Genomic DNA, 25,528 nt, shown 5'->3' on the forward strand with positions numbered 1-25,528 from the left:
CCGCGCACGATGAGGGCCCGCCTCACCGCCGGGCTCCTGGTGCTGCTCACCGTCAGCTGCGCCGCCGTCGGGGTGGCCGCGGTGTACGAACTGGACGGCTTCCTCACCGGCCGCCTCGACCAGCAGCTGCACGACGTCGGGGTGCGGTTCCCCGCGAGCCTGGAGCACGGCGGCGTGCGGAAATCCGACCACGACGGCGACGAGAACGGCGACACCAGGCGGCAGAGCACCGGCACCTTCGGCGCGCGGCTGGTCGGCCGGGACGTCACCAACGCGGCGGTCGTGCCCTCCGGCCGGAACATCACCGACCTGAACGTGTCCTTGACCGCCTCCGACCGGCGGTCCCTGGCCGGTGTCCCCGCCGACGGCCGCGGCCACACCGTCTGTCTGTCGGCACTGGGCGACTACCGGGTGACGGCGGCGCGCGGACGGGACGGCGACGTCCTGGTCACCGGGCTGCCGATGGAACCGGTCCGGGCCGCCGTGCACCGTCTGGAACTGGTCGCCGGCTGCGTCTTCGGCCTGGCGCTCGTGATCGCCGGAGTCGCCGGAGCCCTGTGGGTGCGCTGGTCGCTGCGTCCCCTGAGCCGGGTCGCCGCGACCGCGACCCGGGTCAGCGAGCTGCCGCTCGCCAGCGGTGAGGTGGCGCTGCCGGCGCGTGCGCCCGAGCGGGATCCGCGCAGTGAGGTGGGCCGCGTAGCCGGCGCGTTCGACAGGATGCTCGGCCATGTCGAGGACGCGCTGACCAAACGGCACGCGAGCGAGGAACGGCTGCGCAGCTTCGCGGCCGACGCCAGCCACGAGCTGCGCACGCCGGTCGCCTCGGTCCGCGGCCACGCCGAGCTCGCGCTGCTGCACCCGGGGCCGGTGCCGCCCGAGGTCACCCGGGCCCTCGAACGCATCGCCGCCGAGTCGGCGCGGATGGGCGAGATGGTCGACGACCTGCTCCTGCTCGCCCGCCTCGACGCGGGCCGCCCGTTGGAACGCCTTCCCGTCGACCTCACGCACCTCGTCCTCGACTCGGTCACCGACGCCCGCGCCGCGGGCCCCGACCACCGCTGGACGCTGGAACTCCCGGAGGAACCGGTCACGGTGACGGGCGACGCCCACCGTCTCCAACAAGTGTTGGCCAACCTGTTGGCCAACGCCCGTTGGCACACGCCGGTCGGTACCAAGGTCACGGTGTCCCTGGAGCTCGACGGCGAGACGGCCGTCCTGACGGTCCACGACGACGGTCCGGGAGTTCCGGAGGACGTCCGACCCGGTGTCTTCGAACGCTTCACCCGAGCCGACCGCCGCCGCACCGGGGGAGCGGGCGGCGGCGCCGGCCTCGGACTGTCCATCGTGGCGGCCGTGGTGGAGGCCCACGGCGGCACGGTCGCGCTGGAGAGCCGTCCGGGGGCGACCAGGTTCACGGTCCGTCTGGGCGCCGGGTAGGAGGATCGGGGCCGGGACACCACGCGGCTCCGCCGCGCGGGCGAGGCCGGCCGCGGAAAGCGATCCGTACCTAGTAACGAGTGATCGCGGTCCCGCCGCCCACCGTCCCGATCGCCATACGCGGCCCCTTCGCGGGATCGACCCACCCGAGAATCCGTCGCATCGCGTCCTCGGGCACCGACACACAGCCGGCCGTCGCCCCGGCGCCGTCGACATGCAGGAAGATCCCCGCCCCGCGCCCCCGCACGGGATGCCCGTAGTTGAACCCCACGACCAGCGCGTAGGCGTACTGCCTCTGGTACGCGATCAGGTGCTCGGACTCGGACGCACGGCAGTCGGCCGGCCGCGGCTCGGTCCACCGGTTGTAGGAACGGGAGTCGTTGTCCTGGCACCACCAGGACTCCTGCCGCACCCGCCGGTACGGAACCGCGGTGCCGGCCGGCGCCGCCTTGATCCCGAAGGCGAACGGAAGGGCGTACAGCCCCGTGGGCGTGGTGTTCGTGCTCTGTCTGCGTGAGCCGCCCTCGACCAGCCCCTTCGACCCGAAGCGCGCCACCGCCGACCCGGCCTTCACCCAGTGTCCGTCGCGCCGGTCCCACCAGGTGAGCGTGCCCGACGTCGCGTCGGCGCGCGCCGCCCGCGCCGTGATCAGCTGGCTTCCGCCCCCGGTGTCCGCGAGCAGCTCGGGGAGCGGCGTCGGTCCGCCCGGGGCGAGAGCGAGCAGGGACGCGGACGCGAGGGCGACGGCTCCGGGGCGCATGGCTCAGACGGTAGTGGGCGGCAGCGGGAGCGGCAGCCCGGGTAGGCCGTCCAGGCTCGTCGCGATGTGCTCCTTCTTGGTGAAGTACGTGTTCAGGGAGGCGTCGTCCTCGCGGGCGAAGCGCTTGGCGTGCAGGTCGCGGTCCGCGTCGTACGACATGAAGGGCACCGCGTACCCACAGGTGTCGCGTACGAGTTCGGCCGTCACGACGATGATCGCGCGCAGGCCGTGCGGGGTGGGGTCGACGCCGGGGAAGTGCGCGAGCAGCCCCTTGAAGCGCGGGTCGTCACGGAAGACGGGCTCGCCGTGGCCGTGCACCCGGACGATGTTCGGCGGCCCCTGGAAGGCGCACCACATGAGCGTGATCCTGCCGTTCTCCCGCAGATGCGCGATGGTCTCCGCGTTGCTGCCGGCGAAGTCGAGATAGGCCACGGTCAGTTCGTCGAGCACGGCGAACGAACCGGTGACGCCCTTGGGGGAGAGGTTGACCGTGCCGTCCGAGGACAGCGGCGCGGTCGCGGTGAAGAAGACGGGCTGGGCCTCGATGAACGTGCGCAGCCGGCCGTCGATGCGTTCATAGGTCTTTCCCATGTCCAGCGATTATCGGGCAAAGTCCTTCGCTTGTCTAAGGAATTCCCCCGGCGTGTTCGTCCCGGGGTGATCCGGCGCCTTCCGGGGGTGCGTCCCGATTGACGAATCATGCAGAGTTCTGCATACTCATGCATACCAGCGGACGCACTGCGAAGGAGACCCCCGTGACCGAGCGCGTCGTACTCGCCTACTCCGGCGGTCTGGACACCTCCGTCGCCATCGGCTGGATCGCCGAGGAGACGGGTGCCGAGGTCGTCGCCGTCGCCGTGGACGTCGGTCAGGGCGGCGAGGACCTGGACGTCATCCGCAAGCGCGCGCTCGCCTGCGGTGCCGTCGAGGCCGAGGTCGCGGACGCGAAGGACGAGTTCGCCGACGAGTACTGTCTTCCGGCGATCAAGGCCAACGCCCTCTACATGGACCGCTATCCGCTGGTCTCCGCGCTCTCCCGGCCGGTGATCGTCAAGCACCTCGTCGCCGCCGCGCGCAAGCACGGCGCCACCACGGTCGCGCACGGCTGCACCGGCAAGGGTAACGACCAGGTGCGATTCGAGGCAGGCATCGTCGCGCTGGCGCCCGACCTCAGGTGCATCGCCCCGGTCCGCGACTACGCGATGACCCGTGACAAGGCGATCGCCTTCTGCGAGGCGAAGCGGCTCCCGATCGCCACCACCAGGAAGTCTCCGTACTCCATCGACCAGAACGTGTTCGGCCGGGCCGTCGAGACGGGCTTCCTGGAGGACATCTGGAACGCGCCGGTCGAGGACATCTACGAGTACACCGCGAACCCGGCCGAGCCCCGCGAGCCCGACGAGGTCGTCATCTCCTTCAAGGCGGGTGTGCCGGTCGCCGTCGACGGCGAGCCCGTCAGCGTCCTTCAGGCCATCCAGCGGCTCAACGAGCGGGCCGGCGGGCAGGGCGTCGGCCGGATCGACCTGGTCGAGGACCGGCTCGTGGGCATCAAGTCCCGCGAGGTGTACGAGGCTCCGGGCGCGATCGCGCTGATCACCGCGCACCAGGAACTGGAGAACGTGACGGTGGAGCGCGAACTGGCCCGCTACAAGCGCCAGGTCGAGCAGCGCTGGGGCGAACTCGTCTACGACGGCCAGTGGTTCTCCCCGCTCAAGCGCGCTCTCGACGGCTTCATCGAAGAGGCCGGCCGGCAGGTCGACGGCGACATCCGGATGACCCTGCACGGTGGCCGCGCGGTCGTCACCGGCCGGCGCTCCGACACGTCGCTCTACGACTTCGACCTGGCGACCTACGACACGGGCGACACCTTCGACCAGGCGGCCGCCAAGGGCTTCATCGACATCTACGGCCTGTCGTCGAAGATCGCCGCCAAGCGCGACCTCGGGTGACACCGAAGTCCACCCCGCACGCACTGACCTGACGGCCGCCTCCTCACCTTCCTGGGCGCGGAGGCGATCACACACCGCCACCTTTGAGGAGCAACGCAAGTGAGCAGCAACAGCGGTGACGTACGGCTCTGGGGCGGCCGTTTCGCCGACGGTCCCGCCGAGGCCCTGGCCAAGCTGTCCGCGTCCGTCCACTTCGACTGGCGGCTCGCGCCCTACGACATCGCCGGATCGCGGGCCCACGCGCGCGTGCTGCACGGGGCGGACCTCCTCACGGACGACGAGCTGACCCGGATGCTCGCGGGGCTGGACCGGCTCGAAGCCGACGTGGCGGACGGTTCCTTCGTCGGCACCATCGCCGACGAGGACGTCCACACCGCCCTGGAACGCGGCCTGTTGGAGCGGCTCGGCCCCGACCTCGGCGGCAAGCTGCGCGCGGGCCGCTCCCGCAACGACCAGGTGGCCACTCTCTTCCGGATGTACCTGCGCGACCACGCCCGGATCATCGGCGGCCTGGTCGCCGACCTCCAGGACGCGCTGATCGGCCTCGCCGACGCCCACCCGGACGTCGCGATGCCCGGCCGCACCCACCTCCAGCACGCTCAGCCCGTGCTCTTCGCGCACCATGTGCTCGCGCACGTCCAGTCGCTGTCCCGGGACGCGGAGCGCCTGCGTCAGTGGGACGAGCGCACGGCCGTCTCGCCGTACGGGTCGGGCGCGCTGGCCGGTTCCTCCCTCGGCCTCGACCCGGAGTCGGTCGCCAAGGACCTCGGCTTCGAGCACGGGTCGGTCGCGAACTCGATCGACGGGACGGCGTCCCGCGACTTCGTCGCCGAGTTCGCCTTCATCACGGCGATGATCGGGGTGAACCTCTCCCGGATCGCCGAAGAGGTCATCATCTGGAACACGAAGGAGTTCTCCTTCGTCACGCTCCACGACGCGTTCTCCACCGGCTCGTCGATCATGCCGCAGAAGAAGAACCCGGACATCGCGGAGCTGGCGCGCGGCAAGTCGGGGCGTCTCATCGGCAATCTGACGGGCCTGATGGCCACGCTCAAGGCGCTCCCCCTCGCGTACAACCGCGACCTCCAGGAGGACAAGGAGCCGGTCTTCGACTCCTGCGACCAACTGGAGGTCCTGCTCCCCGCCTTCACCGGGATGATGGCCACCCTCACCGTCCACCGCGAGCGGATGGAGGAACTGGCCCCGGCCGGATTCTCGCTCGCCACCGACATCGCCGAGTGGCTGGTCAGGCAGGGCGTGCCGTTCCGTGTCGCGCACGAGGTCGCGGGCGAGTGCGTGAAGGTCGCCGAGGCCGAGGGCATCGAACTCGACGGTCTGAGCGACGAGCAGTTCGCGAAGATCTCCCCGCATCTGACGCCCGAGGTGCGGTCCGTCCTGAACGTGCCGGGCGCGCTCGCCTCGCGCGACGGCCGTGGCGGTACGGCGCCGAGCGCGGTCGCCGTGCAGCTCGCGGAGATCAGGTCCGACGTGATCGCGCAGCACACCTGGGCCACGGCGAAGCGGAAGAAGTGACACCGGTGCCGGCCGGGCGCGGTCGGCACCGGACGTGAGCGGACTCCCGGTCGCGAGTGGCCGATGCCGGACGTGAGTGGACTCCCGGTCGTCGGTGGTCGGCGCCGGGCGTGAACGAACCCCCGGCCAAGAGCGGGCGGCACCGGACACGGACGAGCGCCATCGGGCAGGTTCGGGCGGTATAGGACAGGAAGTGGCAGCGCCGGGCAGAAGAATCAACGGGTCCGGTGCGACGGGGGCATCGCGGGTTACGTTGGTCGGCAGCCGTACGGAGCCGATCGAAACGGAGCCCGCGATGCCCTTCGCCCGCCTCGCCTCAGCCACGACTCCCACCGCGCACATCGGGCTCGGCCTGGCGGCGGTGGGCCGGCCCGGCTACATCAACCTCGGCCGTGAGGACGACCTCCCCGCCGTACGCAGTGTCGACGCCCTGCGCGAGCGGACCCACGAACTCCTCGACGCCGCCTACGCCCAGGGTGTGCGCTACTACGACGTGGCCCGCTCGTACGGCCGCTCCGAGGAGTTCCTCGCCGACTGGCTCCACTCCCGGCCCGGCGTCGACGACGTCGTGGTCGGCAGCAAGTGGGGCTACACCTACACGGCGGACTGGCGCACCGACGCCGAGGCGCACGAGATCAAGGACCACGGCGTCGCCACCTACGAGCGGCAGCGCGCCGAGACCGCGGAGCTGCTCGGTGACCGGCTCGACCTCTACCAGATCCACTCGGTGACCCCGGACAGCCCGGCACTCACCGACAGGAAGCTGCACGCCGAGCTCGCCGAAGCCGCGGCCGGCGGCCTCTCCATCGGCTTCTCCACGAGCGGTCCGGCGCAGGCCGACGCGATCCGCGCCGCGCTCGCGGTGTCGGTCGACGGCGCCCCCCTCTTCCGTACCGTCCAGTCCACGTACAACGTCCTGGAGACCTCGGCCGCGCCCGCGCTCGCCGAGGCGCACGACGCCGGACTCACGGTGATCGTCAAGGAGGCCATGGCCAACGGCCGCCTCGCCGCCGGGCACGCGCCGGACGTGGTCGCGGCCGTCGCCGCGCAGACCGGGCTGGGCGCGGACGCCGTCGCCCTCGCCTTCGTCCTGTGCCGCCCCTGGGCCGGAGTCGTCCTCTCCGGCGCCGCCACCGCCAACCAGCTCGCCTCGAATCTGCACGCCGCCGTCGTCGATCTCGACGAGGACCGGCTGGCCCGCCTCGACGCCCTCGCCGAGGAGCCGGGGGCCTACTGGGAACGCCGCGCACAGCTGCCCTGGCACTGAGGCCCCCTCGCGAGCGAGGAGGGCGTGAGACGTCGATGCTGCTGATGAGACATGAATGTCTCACATGGGTTATCCTTGTCTCATGGCTGTCGACCGTGACCAGGTGCTGCGCAGCGCAGCCGCCCTCCTCACCCGCAGATCCACCGCCACGATGGACGAGGTCGCCAGGGCGGCCGGGATCAGCAGGGCAACGCTGCACCGCCAGTTCGCCGGGCGCGACGCGCTCGTACGGGCACTGGAGGCGCTCGGCATCGACGAGTGCGAGGCGGCCCTCGACGCCGCCCGGCTCGACGACGGCACCGCGCAGGAGGCGCTGCGCCGTCTGGTGAACGAGCTGGAGCAGGCCGCCGGACTCCTCGCCTTCCTCTACACCGAGAACCAGCTGTTCGAGGGCGAGGGGCAGAACGAGGGCTGGGCCCTGCTCGACGCCCGTATCGCCGCGCTGTTCCGGCGCGGCCAGGACAGCGGCGAATTCCGCATCGACCTCACCCCGGCCTGGCTCACCGAGGCGCTCTACGGGCTGATCGCCTCGGGCGCCTGGGCGGTGCTGGAGGGGCGGGTCGCCACCAAGGACTTCACCTTCATGATCGTCGAGCTGCTGCTCGGCGGCGCGCTACGGAGAGAGTGATCATGACCAGCACCCTGCGTCACGAGGGTGTCCCCGGCTCGGACGAAGCCGGGAAGGCGGGGGAGTACACGGCGAGGACGCAGAAGCGGCCGGGCCGCTGGCTCGCGCTCTCGGTCCTCGTTCTCGCCGTGCTGCTGGTGGCCGTCGACGCGACCGTACTCGGTCTCGCGACGCCCTACATCAGTGAGGACCTGGAGCCCTCCGGCACCCAGCTCCTGTGGATCGGCGACGTCTACTCCTTCGTCATCGCCGGACTGCTCGTCTCCATGGGCAGTCTCGGAGACCGCATCGGCCGCAAACGCCTGCTGCTGATCGGCGCGACCGCGTTCGGCGCGATATCCGTGCTCAACGCCTACGCCACGACACCGGAGTTGATGATCCTGGCGCGGGCGCTGCTCGGCGTCGCGGGCGCGACCCTGATGCCCGCCACACTCGCCCTGATCCGCAACCTCTTCCACGACCCGCGCGAGCGCAGCCTCGCCATCGGCATCTGGGGCGCCACGGCGTCCGCCGGTACGGCGGTCGGACCCGTGGTCGGCGGCTTCCTTCTCGAACACTTCTGGTGGGGCTCGGTCTTCCTCATCAACGTGCCCGTGATGCTCGTCCTGGTGCCCGTCGGCATCAAACTGCTGCCGGAGTCGCGCAACCCGAACCCCGGCCCCTGGGACCTGGCCAGCGTCGCACTCTCGCTCGTCGGCATGATCGGCATCGTGTACGCGGTGAAGGAACTGGCCATGCACGGGTTCGCCTGGCAGCCGGTGGCCGTGGGCCTGCTGGGCGCCGGGGCCCTGTACGGGTTCGTACGGCGTCAACTGCGCATGCCGATACCGCTGCTGGACATGAGGCTCTTCCGTGACCGGGGCTTCTCCGCGGCCGTGGCAGCCGATCTGCTGACCGTCTTCGGGATGTCCGGACTCGTCTTCTTCCTCTCGCAGTACCTGCAACTGGTGCAGGGACGAGGGCCGTTCGAGGCGGGTCTGGCCGAACTGCCCGCCGCGGTCGGTGCGGTGGGAGCGGGCCTGGTCGCCGGCTCGGCCGCCCGGCGGTACTCGGTGCGCGCCGTGGTCTCCGGCGGGCTCGCCGCGGTCGGCCTCGCGCTCGCCGCGCTCACCGTGCTCGACCGGTCCACCGGCTACCCGCTGCTCGGTACCGCGCTGCTGGCCGTAGGGGTCGGCGCGGGCTTCTCCTTCACCGTCACCGCCGACGTGATCCTCTCCAGCGTGCCCAAGGAGCAGGCCGGCGCGGCATCCGCGGTCTCCGAGACGGCGTACGAACTCGGCGCCGCCCTCGGCATCGCCCTGCTGGGCTCCGTCGTCACGGGCGTGTACGCCGGTTTCACCGGGCCGGCGGGCACCCCGGCCGGAGCCCACGAGTCCCTCGGCGGTGCGGTGGAGGCGGCCACGAAGCTTCCCGCCCACACCTCGCGGGCACTGCTGGACGCGGCCCGTACGTCCTTCGTGGACGGCCTAGCCCTGGCCTCGGGCATCGGAGCGGTGGTACTGCTCGCCACCGCTGCGGCGGCGTGGTTCCTGCTGAAGGGACAGAAACTGGAGACCGGGGCCCAGTGACATGACAGGCGGCGTCCGCCCACGCGAACGCCGCCCGAGGTCGTCCGTCGCGTCGCCGACGGACAGTCCCGCTTCCCGCCCGGCTACGCCGCCTTCGCCTTCGTGGCGTACATGTCCACGTACTCCTGGCCCGACAGCCGCATGACCTCGGTCATCACCGAGTCGGTCACGGCGCGCAGGACGTAACGGTCCCGGTCCATGCCCTCGTACCGGGAGAACTCCATGGCCTCGCCGAAGCGGACCGTGACCTTGCCGGGACGCGGCATCCCCGCACCGCCGGGCTGCAGTTTGTCGGTGCCGATCATCGCGAACGGGACGACCGGCGCGCCGGTCATCAGGGTGAGGCGGGCGATGCCGGTGCGGCCGCGGTAGAGGCGGCCGTCGGGGGAGCGGGTGCCCTCGGGATAGATGCCGAAGACCTTGCCCTCCTCCAGGATGCGACGGCCGGTCATCAGCGCCGCGACCCCGCCGTTGGCGCCGTCGCGGTCCACCGGGATCATGCCGACGCCCGTGAAGAACCAGGCCATGAGGCGGCCCTTGAACCCCTTGCCGGTGACGTACTCGTCCTTGCCGATGAAGAGCACCTGCCGGTCGCAGACCAGGGGCAGGATCATCGAGTCGATGAACGTGAGGTGGTTGCCGGCCAGGATGACCGGACCGTCGCCCGGAATGTGCTCCACGCCCTCCACCCGTGGGCGGAACATCAGGCGCATGATCGGTCCGAGCACTGCCTTGATGAGCACGAAGCGGGACAACGGGCCCTCCGGTGTCAAGGGGTTCAATATGAGTCTGTGCAGGTGAGGACGATACTCGCGGGTCCCGGGTGATTGCACATCGGGTTCACCGTCCGGACACGCACCGTTGACCAATGTTTACCTGCCGTGGCCTGCGATCCCGCATCTGTCACCCGTTCGACACGATGTGACGGAAGTCGCCCCCGGACGGCGCAAGGCTCCCCCGGTCCGCCGCCCCGTCCGACGATCCGTCACCACCTCCCTCCCGTACGACATCCGGCGGAGCCCAGGTGTTCCGCCGCGGGTCTCCCTCCCGTCACACAGGGGCCCCTACGATCGTCCCGCTTTGACAGGTGCAGGGCGGGACGCAGGAGGAGCGGACATGGGGACGCAGGAGTCGCAGGAGTCGAACGGGCAGGACCGGGGGACGGCGCGGCGGGCGCTGCTCGGGGCCGCGGTGCTCGGCGCGGGCGGAGCGGTCCTCGGACTGTCCGGCGTGGCGCGGGCCGACGAGCGTCACGGGGGCGGCGGTCACGGTGGCGGGTACCGGGGTCTGCCGAAGCCGACCGTCATAGGACACCGCGGCGCCAGCGGTTACCGGCCCGAACACACCTTCGGCTCCTATCAGCTGGCCCTCGACATGGGCGCGGACGTCGTCGAGGCGGGCGACCTCGTCCCCACCAAGGACGGTCACCTCGTCTGCCGGCACGAGCCCGAGATCGGCGGAACGACCGATGTGTCGGCGCACCCCGAGTTCGCCGCCCGCAAGACCACCAAGACCCTCGACGGCGTCCCCACCACCGGCTGGTTCACGGAGGACTTCACGCTCGCCGAGCTGAAGACCCTGCGGGCCGTCGAGCGCATCCCCGCCAACCGCCCGAACAACACCCTCTACAACGGCCGCTGGGAGATCCCCACCTTCGAAGAGGTGCTCCAGTGGCAGGACGAGCAGACCCGCAAGCGCGGCAAGCAGGTCTGGATCTACCCCGAGACCAAGCACCCCACCTACTTCCGGGCGCTCGGCCTGGGCCTGGAGGAGCGCCTCGCCAAGGTGCTGCGCAAGCACGGCAAGGACGGCAGGAACTCGCCGGTCATCATCCAGTCCTTCGAGCCGACCAGCATCCAGCGCCTCGACAAGCTCGTCGACAACCCGCTCGTCGTCCTGCTCTCCGCGGCGAACACCCGCCCCTGGGACTTCGTCGCGACCGGCGACCCCCGCACGGTCGCGGACCTCGTCAAGCCCGCGGGCCTGAAGTGGATGGCCTCCTACGCCCAGGGCATCGGCCCCACGCTCGACCTGGTCATCCCCAAGGACGCAGGCGGCGCCCTCACCACGCCGACCACCCTGGTCGCCGACGCCCACCGCGCGGGCCTGATCCTGCACCCGTACACGATGCGCAACGAGAACGTCTTCCTGCCCGCGGACTTCCGCCGGGGCACCGACCCGAACGCCTACGGCGACGCGTTCGGCGCGTTCCGCACCTACTTCGCCACCGGCATCGACGGCGTCTTCTCCGACAACGCGGACACCGCGCTGCTCGCCCGCGAGGACTTCGTCAACGGATGACCCCGCCACCCCGATGGGGTGACACCCGGCCGCCCCGGCAACCTCCCGCCGGGGCGGCCGCGTCCCGCCGCACATGACCCACGAGATGGTTTCCGCGCTGCGTCCACTGCTCGCCGCCGAGGCCTCGGCGGAGGCGCACGCGACCGGGACCGAACCGAGCGACCTCGAACAGGCCGTCTGGCTGCGCCTCCTGGAGCGCCTCGACTCGGACGGCCCGCCCGCCGACCCGCAGGGATGGCTGCGCCGCGCGGTGCGCTCCGAGGCCCGCCGCGCCCGCCGCACGGCCCGCCGGGAACAGCCGTACGGGTCCGAACCGGCCGACCCGGACGGTCCCGGCCCCGAGCGGCGCGCGCTGACCGCCGACTCCCGGCGCGCTCTGCACGACGCCGTACGCCGGCTGCCCGGCCGATGCCCTCGCCTCATGGCGGCGCTGCTCTCCCCACAGGACCTCACCTACCGTGAGATCGCGGGTGAGTTGGGTATCTCACAGGGCAGCCTCGGTCCGGAACGTTCCAGATGTCTGGGATGTCTGCGGCGATTGCTGGCACCGGTGGTTGCGGCCCGCGGACCACGGGGATAGGAGTGGGGAACAACCGGTGGAACAAGTGAGCGGGAGGCATGCACACATGGGCATGAGCGTGACCATCTCGGCGGCGACCGAGCAGGACGCAGAGCAGATCCTCAAGCTGCAGTACCTCTGCTATCAGAGCGAGGCCGAACTGGCCGGCGACTACGGCATCGAGCCGCTCACGCAGCCGCTCGACTCCCTCAGGGCGGAGCTGGCCGACGGTACGGTCCTGGTGGCCCGGCTGGGGCAGGAGGTGGTGGCCTCGGTCCGCGGAACCGCGGACGCGGACGGCACGGCCCGGATCAGCAAGCTCATCGTCCACCCACGCATGCAGCGCCACGGGATCGGCGCCCGGCTGCTCCGCGCCGCCGAAGCGGTCCTCGTGGGGGAGCGCGGCGCCAAGAGGATCCAGCTCCACGCCGGCCGGCGTGGCGGCGGCAACCTGCGGCTGTACCGAAGCGTGGGCTACGAGACGGTCGGCACGTCGGAGGGCGACGACGGCGTCACCGTGACCGTCCTGGAGAAGCCCGCGGAGACCTACGCGACGACGGCGTGACCCCGCCCGCCCGGCGGGCGCGGCCCGACGGGGCGCCGGGAGACATGTGACCGGCGGCCTCGCGTCTCCCGCCGGTCCGCGGTCGCTCTACCGGCTCCGCGCGGAGTGCTTGCGCAGCCAGTACATGGCCGACAGCGGCAGCAGCACCGGAATGAACAGGTACCCCATGCCGTAGTCCGACCACACGGTGGCGTCGGGGAAGGCGGACGGCTCCACCAGCGTCCAGGTGCCCACGATCAGGACACCCGCGAGCTCGGCGGCGCAGCACACCAGCGCCGCCCTGCGGGCCCTCTCTCCGCCCCGGACGAGCGAGTACGTGATGAAGCCGTAGACGAGGCCCGCGACCGCCGACAGCGAGTAGGCGAGCGGGGCCTTGTCGAACTCCGTGGAGATCTGCACGGCGGAGCGCGACACGGCGCCGACGACCATCACGCCGTACAGCCAGACCAGCAGCATGCCCGGACCGCTGATGAGCCGCGTCCGCTTCCGCCCGGTCGCTTCTTCCTCGGTCACGGTGACCTCGGCCTTCGTCACGTCAGCCTCCCCAGATGTCGTACAGGCGCACTTCGAGGACGGCGAGCACCAAGCCGCCGGCCGCCACCGTGATCGAACCCCAGCGGGTGCGCTCCGCCAGCGACATGAAGCCCACGGCCGGTACGCACGCGAAGGCCCCGAGCAGATACGCCACGAAGATCGTCGTGCCCTGCTCCGCCTTCTCGCCGCGCGCCAGCTGGACGACACCGATCACCAGCTGGACCGCGGCCAGCAGCGACACCACGGCCATGCCGATGAAGTGCCAGTCCTTGGTGGGCTGATCACGGTAGGCGGCCCAGCCGCACCAGGCGGCGAGCACGAGCGCGGCGACGGCGGTCGCGACCGTCAGGGCATCAAGCATGCCGCGACCCTATTACGGGCCAAAAGGCCTGATGCCCCCGCCCCCGGCAGCCCCGTAGGGTCGGAGACATGAAGATCCACGCTGATGCCCTGCTGTTCGACAACGACGGAACCCTCGTCTCGTCCCTGGAGTCGGTGAACCGCTGCTGGACCCGCTGGGCGCAGGAGTACGGCATCACCGCCGCGGACTTCGCCCGGATCGAACTGCACGGCCGTCCCGCCGTCGAGATAGCCGCCGACCTGCTGCCCGCCGACGTCGTCCCCGAGGCGCTCGCGCGCATCGAGCAGCTGGAGGTCGAGGACGTCCCGGGCGGGGTCCTGCTGCTGCCCGGAACCGCCGCGTTCCTCGGCTCGCTGCCCGCCGAGCGCTGGGCCGTCGTCACCTCCGCCACCCGGCGGCTGGCCGAGGCCCGCCTCGACGAGGTCGGCATCCGGCCCAAGACCCTGATCTCCGCCGACGACGTCACCCGCGGCAAGCCCGACCCCGAGCCCTACCTCCTCGCCGCCCGTGAGCTGGGGGTCGACCCGGCCCGCTGCGTCGTCTTCGAGGACGCCCCGGCCGGCCTCCAGGCGGGCCGCGCCGCCGGCATGACCACCGTGGCGTTGGCCACAACCCACGCGGCGTCGGAGCTGGTCGCGGACCTGGTGGTGAAGGACCTCTCGGCCCTGTCCGCACTGGTCACGGACGGGGGAGTGGAGATCTCCGTCCGCGGCTGAGAAGTGTCCACCGCTGTCCACGATGCGGACAGCGGTTCCGGGCCGAGTCGCCGCGTCTGCTTTACTTCACTCCATGACCACGACGAGCAGCCGCACCCTTGCGACCGAGGCGACCATGACGCCCGGTGCTCGTTGTATGTGTCGAATGTGCGCCTTCTAGAGGGCCCCCGCACCACCGCCTGATCCCGCGCCCCGAAGCGGGACCACCGCGCCCTGAGTCCGTACCGCGTACGTGACAGGGGCTGCCCCGCGCACACGTTCTCCTCCCGGTTCCCTCCGGGTCCGTCGCCATCGCGAGAACCGTGCCGCGTTCAAGACCGAATGCACCCGTGCCGGCGCACACCCACGCCCCGCACTCGACAGTGACGGAATCCCCAGTGATCACGACAACGGGCCTCACGAAAATCTATCGGGCTCACGGCCCGCGCGGCCGTGAAGTGACCGCCCTCGACGGCGTCGATCTGCATGTCCGCGAAGGCGAGGTGTACGGCGTCATCGGCCAGTCGGGCGCCGGCAAGTCCTCGCTCATCCGCTGCGTCAACCTCCTGGAGCGCCCCACCGCCGGCACGGTCACCGTCGCCGGACAGGACCTCACCGCGCTCGTCGGACGCGGTCCCCGCGCCGGCCGGGAGCTCCGCCGGGCACGCAGCCGTATCGGCATGGTCTTCCAGCACTTCAATCTGCTGTCCTCGCGCACCGTCCAGGAGAACGTCGAGCTGCCGCTCGAAATCCTCGGCGTCTCGGGGAGGGAACGGTCCGCCAAGGCACTCGGTCTGCTCGACCTGGTCGGCCTGTCCGACAAGGCCAAGGTCTACCCCGCGCAGCTCTCCGGCGGCCAGAAGCAGCGCGTCGGCATCGCCCGCGCCCTGGCCGGCGACCCCAAGGTGCTGCTCTCCGACGAGGCCACCAGCGCCCTGGACCCCGAGACCACCCGCTCCATCCTCCAGCTGCTGCGCGACCTGAACCGGCAGCTGGGCCTGACCGTCCTGCTCATCACCCACGAGATGGACGTCGTCAAGACCGTCTGCGACTCGGCCGCCCTCATGGAGAACGGCCGCATCGTCGAGTCGGGCACGGTCGGTGAACTGCTCGCGACCCCCGGCTCCGAGCTGGCCTCCGCGCTCTTCCCGGTCAGCGGCGACGCCTCCGGTGACGACCGCACGGTCATCGACGTCACCTTCCACGGTGAGGCCGCGACGCGGCCCGTCATCTCGCAGCTCTCCCGCACCTACAACATCGACATCTCGATCCTGGGTGCCGCGATGGACACCGTCGGCGGCAAGCAGGTCGGCCGGATGCGCATCGAACTGCCCGGCCGCTACGACGACAACGTCGTGCCGATCGGCTTCCTGCGCGAGCAGGGCCTGCAGATCGACATCCAGGGCCAGGAGCCCGCACTCGTGAAGGACGGTGCCAAGTGACCTGGTCGGAGATGCAGCCGCTGCTGTCCCAGGCGTGTTGGGACACGCTCTACATGGTCGGCTGGTCCACGCTGATCGCCGTCGTCGGGGGGCTGCCGCTCGGCATCCTGCTCGTCCTCACCGACCGCGGCGGACTCCTCCAGAACGTCGCGGCGAACAAGGTCATCGGACAGGTCGTGAACATCGCCCGCTCGATGCCGTTCATCATCCTGATGGTCGCGCTGATGAACTTCACGCGCACGATCACGGGGACGACGATCGGGCGTGAGGCGGCGATCGTGCCGCTCGCCATCGGCGCGATCCCCTTCTTCGCGCGGCTCGTCGAGACGGCGGTCCGCGAAGTGGACGGCGGGCTCGTGGAGGCCGTGCAGTCCATGGGCGGCAACACCTGGACCGTCGTGCGCAGGGTGCTCGTACCGGAGTCGCTGCCCTCGCTGATCTCCTCGGCGACCACCACCGTCGTCGCCCTCATCGGCTACTCGGCCATGGCGGGCACCGTCGGCGCCGGAGGCCTCGGCGACATCGCCATCCGCTACGGCTACCAGCGCTTCGAGACCGGTCTGATGTGGATCACCGTGGCGATCCTCGCCGTGGTCATCTCCGTCATCCAGTTCGCCGGCGACTACGCCGCCCGTCGCCTGCACCGGCGCGGCGGCCACTCCGGCGCGGCGCCGAGGCTACGGCTGCTGAAGACCGGGGCGCCCGCGACCGCGGAGGCCGGCGCCACCGCGGACGTCGGCAAGGCCCTCTGACCCGGCCCGCCCGAGCGTCCGAACCCCACCCACAGATTTCCCCGTCCCACCCGAACACGGGGATGCTCCATCCTTCAGGAAAGGCACTTTTCGTGCGTAACACTGCCAAGATCACCACCGCTGTCCTCGCCGCCGGAGCCCTCACCCTCGGCCTCTCCGCCTGCGGTTCGGACAAGGACTCCGCCTCCGACACCAGCGGCCCGCTGATCGTCGCCGCGAGCCCGACCCCGCACGCCGAGATCCTCGACTTCATCAAGAAGAACCTGGCGAAGAAGGCGGGTCTCGACCTGGAGGTCAAGGAGTTCCAGGACTACATCGTGCCGAACACGGCGACCGAGGACGGCTCGGTGGGCGCCAACTACTTCCAGAACCAGCCGTACCTGGACGACTTCAACAAGAAGCGCGGCACCCACATCGTGCCCGTCGTCACGGTGCACCTGGAGCCGCTGGGCCTCTACTCCCACAAGGTGAAGAGCGCCGACGCCCTCAAGAGCGGCGCGACCGTCGCGGTCCCGAACGACGCCGTCAACGAGGCGCGCGCCCTGAAGCTCCTCGCCTCCAAGGGACTCATCACCCTCAAGGACGGCGCCGGCACCGAGGCGACCCCGCAGGACATCTCCAAGAACCCGAAGAACCTCAAGTTCAAGGAGGTCGAGGCGGCACAGACCCCGCGCTCCCTGGACGACGTGGACGCCGCGGTCGTCAACGGCAACTACGCGATCTCCGCAGGCCTCGAGCCCGCCAAGGACGCCCTCGTCCTGGAGTCGGCGAAGAACAACCCGTACGGCAACTTCCTCGCCGTCAAGAAGGGCAACGAGAACGACCCGCGGGTCAAGAAGCTCGCCAAGCTCCTCACCTCGCCCGAGGTCAAGAAGTTCATCGAGGACAAGTACGCCGGCTCGGTGATCCCCTCCTTCTGAGTCCTCCGGCCCTCTGGGTCTCTGGCCTTCCGAGCGCTCCGAGCCCTCCGATCCGTTGCGGTGGCCCGTGCCGTCGCACGGGGCCCGCGACCGCACCCGGTGGTCCTCCCGCCCGTTCCCTTCGGGCAGTTGGGGAGGGCCCCGTGGTGCGGTTCGGTGCTTTCATGCTGCATGCTGGGCAGTTCACCGGGCCCGAAGGTTCCGACGGCCCGAAGTCCCGACGGTTACGGAGCGGCGCATGACTGGCACCTTCCCCGACATCTCCATCAGCACGGAGCGGTTGGTCCTGCGCGCGCTCGACGAGGACGACGTCCCCGCCCTGGCCGAGATGATGAACGACGAGCAGGTCGCGGCCTGGACCGACGTGCCCCAGCCCTTCACCGAGGAGGGCGCGCGCACCTGGATCAGCGAGTACGCGCCCGCCGAACGCACCACGGGCCGCGGACTCGACCTCGCCGTCACCGAGTTCCTCACCCAGCGGCTGGTCGGCATCATCCAGCTCGGCAAGACGAACTGGCACATCCGCTCCACCGAACTCTCCTACGTCATCGCCCCCTGGGCACGCGGCGAGGGCTACGCCTCCGAGGCGTCGCTCGCCACCGCCCGATGGCTCTTCCGGGACCAGCGGTTCGAGCGCATCGAGGTCCGCACCGCCGCCGACAACACCGCCTCCCAGCAGGTCGCCCAGAAGATCGGCTGCATCAGCGAGGGTGTGCTGCGCAACGCCTGCATAGCGCACAGCCGTACCGAGGACGGCCGCTGGGTCGACCACCGCACCGACTTCATCGTCTGGAGCCTCCTCCCGGAGGACCTCGACGGTGTCGGCGAAGAGCTCGCCGACTCCAGCGGTTTCACGTCGTTCTCCGAATGGAACTGAACCGGGGACGGAACACAGAACTGAATACGAGAGGGAACACGGGACGCGGCACGGAACACCGGACGGAACCGGACACTGACGCGGACGCGGACGTGACCCGGCCCTGAGACCCGGGGGCTCCCGTGACCGGAGCCGGAGCCGGAGCCGGAGCCGAACCCGGAGCCGGTGCCCGCACGCCCCTCGAAATCGCGTACGCCCCGCGGAACCGCGCACGCCCGAGACACCGCTCCCGCCGGACGGCACCGCTCACCCCTCGACGGCACCGCCCCCGCCCGACGGGACCCGCACGCGCCCCCGCCCGGCGACGCCAGGTACCCTCACGAAGCCCGCCCACGGGCTGGCCCCTGACGACCTGCGAAGACCCTCTGGAGACTGACGACGATGGCCGACCGGGTCACGGTGATCGGCTGGGACGGCTCCCCCCTGACCGCGGCGGCGCGCTCCGCCCTCGGTGCTGCCACCCTGGTGGCCGGAGCGGCACACCATCTGGCGCTCCCCGAGGTGCCCGGGGCCGCCGAGCGCATCCGGCTCGGCAGCGTCGCCCTCGCCGCCCGCCGCATCGCGGGCCACCGGGGCAGCGCCGTCGTCATCGCCGACGGGGACCCGGGTTTCTTCGGCGTCGTACGCACCCTGCGCGCTCCCGAGTTCGGCCTTGAGGTCGAGGTCGTGCCCGCCGTCTCCTCGGTCGCCGCCGCCTTCGCCCGCGCCGGCATGCCCTGGGATGACGCACATGTGGTAGTGGCACACCGCCGCTCCCTGCGACGCGCGGTGAATGTATGCCGGGCGCACACCAAGGTGGCTGTCCTCACCTCGCCCGGTGCGGGCCCCGCCGAACTCGGCCTGCTCCTCGAAGGCGTCCACCGCACCTTCGTCATCTGCGAGGAACTCGGCACCGCACGCGAGCGGGTCACGATCCTCACCTCCGACAAGGCAGCCGACCACACCTGGCGCGACCCCAACGTCGTCATCGTCATCGGCGGCTTCGTGGCCGCGGCCGAGGACGGCGGCTGGATCGCCGGACGTGACCCGGCCACCGGACCGCGCGGCTGGGCGCTGCCCGCCGAGGCGTACGGGGGCACGCTCGGAGAGGGCGAGACGGACCTGCTGCGCGCGGCCCAACTCGCCCGCCTGGGCCCGCGCCCGGGGGACCTGGTGTGGGACATCGGGTCCGGCAGCGGCGCCTTCGCCACCGAGGCCGCGCGCACCGGGGCCGCGGTCATCGCCGTGGACCGCGACCTGACGGCCTGTACCCGCACCGAGGACTCCGCCCGCCGGTACGGCGTGCAGATGCAGATCGTGCACGGCGACGCCCCGCACGTGCTGGAGAACCTCCCCGAACCGGACGTCGTGCGGGTGGGCGGCGGCGGGGCGGAGGTCGTCTCCGCGGTCGCGGACCGGCGGCCGCAGCGCATCGTGACGCACGCGGCGACCCGCGACGCGGCCGAACTCGTCGGCCGCGACCTCACCGAGCACGGCTACCAGGTCGAGTGCGCCCTCATCCAGTCCGTCGAACTCGACACGAGGGCCTGGACGGAGACCGAGCGAAGCGTCGCGTTCCTGCTCACGGGCCGACTCCCCGATCGCAACCCGTGATCCTGTTGTCGTACCGCGCGCGGTAGGCTGGCCGATCGTTGTACCGCTCCAGGATGATCGGCTTTTCGTAGGCCAATGTCCGGAAAACGCGCCCGTTTTGAGGCGAGTGTGGTACGGCAGAACCGGAGGACGCGCAACGTGGCGCAGTCCACAGCGGGCCGTCGCGGATCAAGCTGTCGCGAGGGTCGGACGACCGGGACAATGCCAGTTAATGGCTTTGTCGTCTTTGTTGGCCGGTCGTTCGTGCCGCTGGGCACGCACGCTCGTTCTTCACTGTGGGGCGGTCGGTGCGCCGTTCCGGGCGAGCAGGACTTGGAAGCACTAACCGATGGGCGAGGGGTACGCATGACCGACACCGGCCAGGTCCCGGGCGAGGGACTGCCGGAGAACGCAGGCATGGTGGAGCAGCCGGGCGCCCCCGCCCCGGACGCGTACACCTTCCTCGACCCCTCCGAGAATCACGCCGACGACGACGATCTGCTCCTCATGCCGGGTGCCCAGGGCGCCTGGGGCAACGAGGTGGGCCCCCCGGCTCCCCAGCCCCTCGTCCACGAACCGGGTCCGCACGAGACGGCGGGCCGGGACAGCGGTTCGGTCGACCTCGGCGCCGTCCGCGGAGCCGGCCCCCTGACCGCCGCGCAGCCGGTCGCGCCGCGCCGCCCGCTGCACCTCGGCCCCCCGACCCCGGACGTCTCCGCCGGTCCGGTGCGCTCGCTCGCCGACCGCGGCCCCGCCTCCGCGCCGTTGGCCGTCCCCGCCCACGCCATGACCCCCGCGACGCCGGTCCGGCACGCCGGTCCTCCGACCGTGGGACCCGAGTACCTCGACGTGCCGCAGCTCTCCGAGATCCCGCCGCAGGGCGCGGTGCCCTGGGGGGCTCCGCCCGCCGGTTCCGAGCCGACGGCTGAAGAAACGGTCGTCCCGGCCGAGGGGCAGGGCTCCGAGGCCGGCTTCGTACCCGGACCGGAGGCGGCGTTCGGGGCGGCGCCGACGTACGACGGGACCCCGGAGGCCTCCGAGGCCCCGGGTTCCGACGGGGCGCACCCGGGCCCCGAAGAGGGTGGGCCCGCGGGACTCGCGTCGCCCCTCCCCGCAGACGGTGGTGCCGGAGACGCGGCTCTCGCGCGGGTTTCCGCGGCCTCGGAGGCCGACCGCGCGGCCGAGTCGGCGGAGGGGTACCTCGCCGGGGTGGGCGCGGAGGCCGCGCAGGGCCCCGAGACCGCCCACACGCCGGACGGCGCGCTGGACCTCCAGGCCTCGGAGACCCCCGGCGCGGACACCTTCGCGGGTGTCCACGACGCCCCGCACGCGGAGCCGACGGCGGACGCCGTCGCCGCGCAGATCTCCGGCGCGGAAGCGGCCGAGCACGCCACCGCCCCGGCAGCGGCCCCCGCGGACGAAGCGGGCCCGACACCCGAGCAGGCGTTCCAGGCGGAGCAGGACCGGGCGGAGCAGGACCGGTTCACCCACCAGGACCAGGCGGCTCACCCGGCTTCCCCGGAGGCCTCCGACCCGTCCGTGCACCTCGCCGACCCGGCGGGCCACCTCGCCGACCACGCCGTGCACCTCGCGGGCCCGGCCGTGCCCTTCGTCGAGCAGGCCGCCCACGCGGCCGAGCAGGCGGCGCGGTTCCCGGACCGTACCGTCCGGTTCGTCGACGCCGGTGTCCACATCCCGGAATCGGTGGTCCAGTTCGCGGATGTCTCGGTCGGTGGCCGGGCGAGCGGGGCGGAGGACGGATTCGCCGAGGCCGCGCAGCCCGCGTCCGCGCAGCCCGCGTCCGCGCAGCACCCTCACGCGTCCTCCCTGGCGCACGAGTCCGCCGAGCCGCCCCTACCGGCCGCGGGCGACTCGTACGGCCGGTCGGTTCCCGGCACCGGGGCCTTCCCGGTCCAGGCCGCCCAGTTCGCGCCCCCCGCCGAGGCGCACGCCGCGTTCGCCGAGGCCGCCTCCGGCGTCCCGGCCGGCGTCGCCGCGCGCGGTGAGACGCCCCACGCGGCCACGGACCGGTCGCACGGCGACGCGTCGCACCCGGCGGACCAGTCGCACGACGAGCACCTCCCCGGCGGGACACAGGGCACGGCGGGCTTCCCGAACGCCCCCGCGCAGCCCTCGGCGGACGACTCGCTCGGCCGGTTCGTGCCCGTCGACGGCCAGGTGCCGACGACCCCGCACCTGGCCCCGACCCCGCCGCACGCCATGACGGTGCCGCCGTTGCCCGCGGACGAGTGGGCCCCCGCCGAGGAGCCCGCCCCCGAGCGGGCCCCGGCCCTCGGCGGCCTTCCGGAGGCCGGACCGGGACAGGCCCCGCAGGCTCCCGCCCACCACGAGGAGCCCGTCGCCCCGGTGCCCGCACCCCGTGAGGCCGAGGCACCCCCCGTACCGGAGCCGTTCGACGCCGGCCCGGAGCCCGTAGTCGCACAGCAAGCGGAGGACCTGGACACCCAGGTCGCCGACCAGGAAGAGAGCACGGCCGCAGTGGAAGACGTACGAGAGTCCACCGGCCCGGCGGCCCCCGGATACGACGACGCCGAGCGCGAGGCGGTCCTGCGCGTGATGCGAGAGCGCCGCGACATCCGCAACGGCTTCCGCAACGACCCGATCCCGCACGACGTCCTGCTGAGGGTCCTGGAAGCCGCGCACACCGCGCCGTCCGTGGGCCATTCCCAGCCCTGGGACTTCGTCGTCATCCGCTCCGCCGAGACCCGCCGCACGATGCACGAACTGGCGGCACGCCAGCGCGAGGCGTACGCCAAGTCGCTGCCCAAGGGCCGTGCGAAGCAGTTCAAGGAACTGAAGATCGAGGCCATCCTCGACACCCCGGTGAACATCGTCGTCACCGCCGACCCGACCCGCGGCGGCCGGCACACGCTGGGCCGGCACACCCAGCCGCAGATGGCCCCGTACTCGTCCGCGCTCGCCGTCCAGAACCTGTGGCTCGCGGCACGCGCCGAGGGCCTGGGCGTCGGCTGGGTCAGCTTCTTCGACGAGCGCGAGATGGTCCGTGCCCTCGGCCTGCCCGAACACCTGGACGTCGTGGCGTATCTCTGCGTCGGCTACGTCGACGAGTTCCCGGAGGAGCCCGAGCTCATGCAGGCGGGCTGGTCCAAGCGCCGTCCGCTGTCCTGGGTCGTGCACGAGGAGACGTACGGCCGGCGCGCGCTGCCCGGCGAGGAGCCGCACGACCTGCTCGCCGAGACCGTCTCCAACATCCGCCCGCTGGACGCCAAGGCGCTCGGCGAGGCCTGGGAGCGGCAGAAGCGGATGACCAAGCCCGCGGGCGCCCTCGGCATGCTGGAGATCATCTCGGCGCAGCTGTCGGGCCTGTCCCGGATGTGCCCGCCGCCGATCCCGGAGCCCGCCGCCGTCGCGATCTTCGCGGGCGACCACGGTGTGCACGCCCAGGGCGTCACCCCATGGCCGCAGGAGGTCACCGCCCAGATGGTGGCCAACTTCCTCGGCGGTGGCGCGGTCTGCAACGCGTTCGCCAACCAGGTCGGCGCGGAGGTCTGCGTCGTCGACGTGGGCGTCGCCTCCGACCTCCCCGCGACGCCGGGACTGCTGCCGCGCAAGGTCCGTGCGGGCACCGCCGACATGACCACCGGCCCCGCGATGACCCGCGAGGAGGTCACCGCGGCGATCGAAGTGGGCATCGAGACGGCCCGCGACCTGGTGGCGGCCGGCAACAAGGCACTGCTGACCGGCGAGATGGGCATCGCCAACACCACCGCGTCCGCCGCCCTGATCTCGGTCTTCACCGGCGCCGACCCGTCCGAGGTGACGGGCCGTGGCACCGGCATCAACGACGAGACCCTGGCCCGCAAGACCGAGGTCGTGCGGCGCGCCGTCGAACTCCACCAGCCGGACCCGGCCGACCCCATCGGCGTCCTCGCGGCCATCGGCGGCCTCGAACACGCGGCGATGGTCGGCCTGCTGCTGGGAGGCGCCTCCCTGCGTACGCCGGTGATCCTGGACGGAGTCAGCGCCGGCGCGGCGGCCCTGGTCGCCCGCGCCATCGCTCCCGAGGTGCTCGCGGCCTGCATCGCGGGCCACCGCAGCGCGGAGCCGGGCCATGTGGCGGCCCTGAACAAGCTGGGCCTGCGCCCGTTGATCGACCTCGACCTGCGTCTCGGCGAGGGCACCGGCGCGTTGCTGGCCCTGCCCGTCGTGCAGAGCGCGGCGCGCGCGATGCACGAGGTGGCCACGTTCGACTCCGCGGGGGTCACGGAGAAGTAGCCGGCAGGCCGGGGTGGGCGGGGAATCCGCGGCGCGGAGCCCCCGCCCACCACCGCGATCCCGGCCGTACGCCGGGCCGGGGCACAGCCCCGGTTTCGGGAGGCGCCGGGCCCGGGAAGGAACCCCCCACCCGGCCCGTTCACCCGACCGGCGCCTAAAATCCCACGTCAGGGCCGCTCCACAGTCGCGGCGCGCCCCACCGCACCGTCCGTACGAGGAGCCGCACCGCCATGGCCGAACACCCCGCCTACCCCGTAGGTCTGCGCCTCACCGGCCGCCGCGTCATCGTCCTCGGCGGCGGCCAGGTCGCCCAGCGCCGTCTGCCCGCGCTCATCGCCGCGGGCGCCGACATCCACCTCGTGTCACCGGAGGCGACCCCCTCCGTCGAGGCGATGGCCGACGCGGGCGAGATCACCTGGACCAGGCGTCCGTACGAGGACGGCGACCTCGCCGGCGCCTGGTACGCCCTGATCGCCACCAGCGATCCCGAGGCGAGCGCGGCGGCCTCCGCCGAGGCGGAGCGGCACCGGATCTGGTGCGTACGCTCCGACGACGCCGACGCGGCGACGGCCTGGACCCCGGCGACGGGGCACAGCGAGGGCGTCACGGTCGCGGTCCTCACGACGGACGCGCGAGGCCGGGACCCCCGCCACACGGCCGCGATCCGCGACGCGGTGGTCGAGGGACTCCGCGACGGGACCCTGGTGGCACCGCACCATCGCACCCGTGCCCCCGGTGTCGCCCTGGTCGGCGGCGGCCCCGGCGACCCGGACCTGATCACCGTCCGCGGACGCCGTCTGCTCGCCGAGGCCGACGTGGTCATCGCCGACCGCCTCGGCCCGCGCGACCTGCTCGCCGAACTCCCGCCGCACGTCGAGGTCATCGACGCGGCGAAGATCCCGTACGGCCGGTACATGGCCCAGGAAGCGATCAACAACGCGCTGATCGAGCACGCGCGACAGGGCAAGTCCGTCGTCCGCCTCAAGGGCGGCGACCCGTTCGTCTTCGGCCGGGGCATGGAGGAGGCGCAGGCGCTCGCGGAGGCGGGCATCGCCTGCACCGTGGTCCCCGGCATCTCCAGCTCGATCTCGGTGCCCGGCGCGGCCGGGATCCCGGTCACCCACCGGGGCGTCGCCCATGAGTTCACGGTGGTGAGCGGCCATGTCGCCCCCGGCGACGACCGCTCCCTCGTCGACTGGCCGGCCCTCGCCGCACTGCGCGGCACACTCGTCGTCCTCATGGGCGTCGACAAGATCGGCAGGATCGCCGAGACCCTGATGGCCCACGGCAAACCGGCCGACACCCCCGTCGCCCTGGTCCAGGAGGGCACGACCGCCGCGCAGCGCCGGGTCGACGCGACCCTGGCCACGGTCGCCGAGACCGTCGTCGCGCGGGACGTGCGGCCGCCCGCGGTGATCGTCGTCGGCGACGTCGTGAACGTGGGCCCCGGACAACCGGTACGACCGGCTCCGCCAGTATCCGAGTAACCCGGGGTAACCCGACTCTTTCCCAGCCGTTGGCACCGCACCCAGGACAAGGCAGTATCACCCT

General features: G+C 72.0%; 22 protein-coding genes. 17 read left to right on the top strand and 5 right to left on the bottom strand.

Annotated features, from left to right (window positions below):
* Nucleotides 1-9: 9 nt before the first annotated feature.
* Nucleotides 10-1,437 (top strand): sensor histidine kinase, encoded by a 1,428-nt coding sequence (locus GFH48_RS32185; protein WP_228121054.1) that lies wholly within the window; start codon nucleotides 10-12, stop codon nucleotides 1,435-1,437.
* 70 nt (nucleotides 1,438-1,507) lie between these two features.
* On the opposite strand, the gene GFH48_RS32190 is transcribed toward GFH48_RS32185, so the two are convergent.
* Complete coding sequence (locus tag GFH48_RS32190) at nucleotides 1,508-2,197, bottom strand: L,D-transpeptidase family protein (RefSeq protein WP_153291603.1); 690 nt, start codon at nucleotides 2,195-2,197, stop codon at nucleotides 1,508-1,510.
* A 3-nt stretch (nucleotides 2,198-2,200) separates the two neighbouring features.
* A complete protein-coding gene (locus tag GFH48_RS32195) occupies nucleotides 2,201-2,788 on the bottom strand; it encodes a pyridoxamine 5'-phosphate oxidase family protein (protein ID WP_153291604.1) in 588 nt (195 codons plus the stop codon).
* 164 nt (nucleotides 2,789-2,952) lie between these two features.
* Between GFH48_RS32195 and GFH48_RS32200 the strand changes: the two genes are divergently transcribed.
* The 5 genes from GFH48_RS32200 (at nucleotide 2,953) to GFH48_RS32220 (ending at nucleotide 9,142) form a co-directional block, all read left to right on the top strand.
* Entirely contained in the window at nucleotides 2,953-4,146 is a 1,194-nt protein-coding gene (locus GFH48_RS32200; protein WP_153291605.1) for an argininosuccinate synthase, read from the top strand.
* A gap of 99 nt (nucleotides 4,147-4,245) precedes the next feature.
* Nucleotides 4,246-5,679 carry an argininosuccinate lyase gene (gene argH / locus GFH48_RS32205; protein WP_153291606.1) on the top strand — a complete coding sequence of 478 codons (1,434 nt, stop codon included), beginning with the start codon at nucleotides 4,246-4,248 and terminating at the stop codon, nucleotides 5,677-5,679.
* 295 nt (nucleotides 5,680-5,974) lie between these two features.
* Nucleotides 5,975-6,946, top strand: a complete 972-nt coding sequence (locus tag GFH48_RS32210; protein ID WP_153291607.1) for an aldo/keto reductase — start codon at nucleotides 5,975-5,977, stop codon at nucleotides 6,944-6,946.
* Nucleotides 6,947-7,028: 82 nt separating this feature from the next.
* Nucleotides 7,029-7,574 carry a TetR/AcrR family transcriptional regulator gene (locus GFH48_RS32215; RefSeq protein WP_228121055.1) on the top strand — a complete coding sequence of 182 codons (546 nt, stop codon included), beginning with the start codon at nucleotides 7,029-7,031 and terminating at the stop codon, nucleotides 7,572-7,574.
* 2 nt (nucleotides 7,575-7,576) lie between these two features.
* Nucleotides 7,577-9,142 (top strand): MFS transporter, encoded by a 1,566-nt coding sequence (locus GFH48_RS32220; RefSeq protein WP_153291609.1) that lies wholly within the window; start codon nucleotides 7,577-7,579, stop codon nucleotides 9,140-9,142.
* A gap of 83 nt (nucleotides 9,143-9,225) precedes the next feature.
* Here the strand turns inward: GFH48_RS32220 and GFH48_RS32225 are convergent, their stop codons facing one another.
* A complete protein-coding gene (locus GFH48_RS32225; RefSeq protein WP_153291610.1) occupies nucleotides 9,226-9,915 on the bottom strand; it encodes a lysophospholipid acyltransferase family protein in 690 nt (229 codons plus the stop codon).
* 343 nt (nucleotides 9,916-10,258) lie between these two features.
* On the opposite strand from GFH48_RS32225, the gene GFH48_RS32230 reads away from it, so the two are divergent.
* The 3 genes from GFH48_RS32230 to GFH48_RS32240 all read left to right on the top strand — a co-directional run bounded on the left by GFH48_RS32230 (nucleotide 10,259) and on the right by GFH48_RS32240 (nucleotide 12,567).
* Entirely contained in the window at nucleotides 10,259-11,443 is a 1,185-nt protein-coding gene (locus GFH48_RS32230) for a glycerophosphodiester phosphodiesterase (protein WP_153291611.1), read from the top strand.
* Nucleotides 11,444-11,516: 73 nt separating this feature from the next.
* On the top strand, nucleotides 11,517-12,023 hold the full coding sequence (locus GFH48_RS32235; RefSeq protein ID WP_153291612.1) for a sigma-70 family RNA polymerase sigma factor: 507 nt from the start codon (nucleotides 11,517-11,519) through the stop codon (nucleotides 12,021-12,023).
* A 46-nt stretch (nucleotides 12,024-12,069) separates the two neighbouring features.
* Nucleotides 12,070-12,567 (top strand): GNAT family N-acetyltransferase, encoded by a 498-nt coding sequence (locus GFH48_RS32240; protein WP_153291613.1) that lies wholly within the window; start codon nucleotides 12,070-12,072, stop codon nucleotides 12,565-12,567.
* Between the two features lie 87 nt (nucleotides 12,568-12,654).
* On the opposite strand, the gene GFH48_RS32245 is transcribed toward GFH48_RS32240, so the two are convergent.
* A complete protein-coding gene (locus GFH48_RS32245) occupies nucleotides 12,655-13,023 on the bottom strand; it encodes a hypothetical protein (protein WP_153293216.1) in 369 nt (122 codons plus the stop codon).
* Between the two features lie 79 nt (nucleotides 13,024-13,102).
* Entirely contained in the window at nucleotides 13,103-13,462 is a 360-nt protein-coding gene (locus GFH48_RS32250; protein ID WP_153291614.1) for a hypothetical protein, read from the bottom strand.
* 68 nt (nucleotides 13,463-13,530) lie between these two features.
* Between GFH48_RS32250 and GFH48_RS32255 the strand changes: the two genes are divergently transcribed.
* From GFH48_RS32255 to cobA, 8 genes are all read left to right on the top strand, one after another.
* Complete coding sequence (locus GFH48_RS32255) at nucleotides 13,531-14,178, top strand: HAD family hydrolase (RefSeq protein ID WP_153291615.1); 648 nt, start codon at nucleotides 13,531-13,533, stop codon at nucleotides 14,176-14,178.
* A 377-nt stretch (nucleotides 14,179-14,555) separates the two neighbouring features.
* Nucleotides 14,556-15,599, top strand: coding sequence for a methionine ABC transporter ATP-binding protein (locus GFH48_RS32260; protein ID WP_194280738.1), 1,044 nt, complete (start codon nucleotides 14,556-14,558; stop codon nucleotides 15,597-15,599).
* Entirely contained in the window at nucleotides 15,596-16,351 is a 756-nt protein-coding gene (locus GFH48_RS32265) for a methionine ABC transporter permease (protein WP_153291617.1), read from the top strand. The genes GFH48_RS32260 and GFH48_RS32265 overlap by 4 nt, the downstream gene beginning before the upstream one ends.
* Nucleotides 16,352-16,443: 92 nt before the next feature.
* Nucleotides 16,444-17,271: a MetQ/NlpA family ABC transporter substrate-binding protein gene (locus tag GFH48_RS32270; protein WP_153291618.1), complete on the top strand. Its 828-nt coding sequence runs from the start codon at nucleotides 16,444-16,446 to the stop codon at nucleotides 17,269-17,271.
* 238 nt (nucleotides 17,272-17,509) lie between these two features.
* The gene (locus tag GFH48_RS32275) at nucleotides 17,510-18,148 is read left to right on the top strand and encodes a GNAT family N-acetyltransferase (protein ID WP_153291619.1); all 639 of its coding nucleotides are present in this window, start codon (nucleotides 17,510-17,512) and stop codon (nucleotides 18,146-18,148) included.
* Between the two features lie 381 nt (nucleotides 18,149-18,529).
* A complete protein-coding gene (cbiE, locus tag GFH48_RS32280; protein WP_153291620.1) occupies nucleotides 18,530-19,741 on the top strand; it encodes a precorrin-6y C5,15-methyltransferase (decarboxylating) subunit CbiE in 1,212 nt (403 codons plus the stop codon).
* A gap of 345 nt (nucleotides 19,742-20,086) precedes the next feature.
* Complete coding sequence (gene cobT, locus GFH48_RS32285) at nucleotides 20,087-23,977, top strand: nicotinate-nucleotide--dimethylbenzimidazole phosphoribosyltransferase (RefSeq protein WP_153291621.1); 3,891 nt, start codon at nucleotides 20,087-20,089, stop codon at nucleotides 23,975-23,977.
* A 230-nt stretch (nucleotides 23,978-24,207) separates the two neighbouring features.
* The gene (cobA, locus tag GFH48_RS32290; RefSeq protein ID WP_153291622.1) at nucleotides 24,208-25,464 is read left to right on the top strand and encodes a uroporphyrinogen-III C-methyltransferase; all 1,257 of its coding nucleotides are present in this window, start codon (nucleotides 24,208-24,210) and stop codon (nucleotides 25,462-25,464) included.
* Nucleotides 25,465-25,528: the final 64 nt, after the last annotated feature.

Origin of the sequence: Streptomyces fagopyri, from assembly GCF_009498275.1 — a bacterium.
GTDB classification, from domain to species: Bacteria; Actinomycetota; Actinomycetes; order Streptomycetales; family Streptomycetaceae; genus Streptomyces; species Streptomyces fagopyri.

Excerpts from the sequence above, each read along its gene's own strand:
- GFH48_RS32220 (WP_153291609.1), top strand. The coding sequence starts at position 7,577 with ATGACCAGCACCCTGCGTCACGAGGGTGTCCCCGGCTCGGACGAAGCC.
- GFH48_RS32235 (WP_153291612.1), top strand. The coding sequence starts at position 11,517 with ATGACCCACGAGATGGTTTCCGCGCTGCGTCCACTGCTCGCCGCCGAG.
- cbiE (WP_153291620.1), top strand. The coding sequence starts at position 18,530 with ATGGCCGACCGGGTCACGGTGATCGGCTGGGACGGCTCCCCCCTGACC.
- GFH48_RS32185 (WP_228121054.1), top strand. The coding sequence starts at position 10 with ATGAGGGCCCGCCTCACCGCCGGGCTCCTGGTGCTGCTCACCGTCAGC.
- GFH48_RS32255 (WP_153291615.1), top strand. The coding sequence starts at position 13,531 with ATGAAGATCCACGCTGATGCCCTGCTGTTCGACAACGACGGAACCCTC.
- GFH48_RS32240 (WP_153291613.1), top strand. The coding sequence starts at position 12,070 with ATGGGCATGAGCGTGACCATCTCGGCGGCGACCGAGCAGGACGCAGAG.
- GFH48_RS32275 (WP_153291619.1), top strand. The coding sequence starts at position 17,510 with ATGACTGGCACCTTCCCCGACATCTCCATCAGCACGGAGCGGTTGGTC.
- GFH48_RS32195 (WP_153291604.1), bottom strand. The coding sequence starts at position 2,788 with ATGGGAAAGACCTATGAACGCATCGACGGCCGGCTGCGCACGTTCATC.
- GFH48_RS32190 (WP_153291603.1), bottom strand. The coding sequence starts at position 2,197 with ATGCGCCCCGGAGCCGTCGCCCTCGCGTCCGCGTCCCTGCTCGCTCTC.
- cobA (WP_153291622.1), top strand. The coding sequence starts at position 24,208 with ATGGCCGAACACCCCGCCTACCCCGTAGGTCTGCGCCTCACCGGCCGC.
- GFH48_RS32215 (WP_228121055.1), top strand. The coding sequence starts at position 7,029 with ATGGCTGTCGACCGTGACCAGGTGCTGCGCAGCGCAGCCGCCCTCCTC.
- GFH48_RS32245 (WP_153293216.1), bottom strand. The coding sequence starts at position 13,023 with ATGCTGCTGGTCTGGCTGTACGGCGTGATGGTCGTCGGCGCCGTGTCG.
- GFH48_RS32230 (WP_153291611.1), top strand. The coding sequence starts at position 10,259 with ATGGGGACGCAGGAGTCGCAGGAGTCGAACGGGCAGGACCGGGGGACG.
- GFH48_RS32210 (WP_153291607.1), top strand. The coding sequence starts at position 5,975 with ATGCCCTTCGCCCGCCTCGCCTCAGCCACGACTCCCACCGCGCACATC.
- cobT (WP_153291621.1), top strand. The coding sequence starts at position 20,087 with ATGACCGACACCGGCCAGGTCCCGGGCGAGGGACTGCCGGAGAACGCA.
- GFH48_RS32250 (WP_153291614.1), bottom strand. The coding sequence starts at position 13,462 with ATGCTTGATGCCCTGACGGTCGCGACCGCCGTCGCCGCGCTCGTGCTC.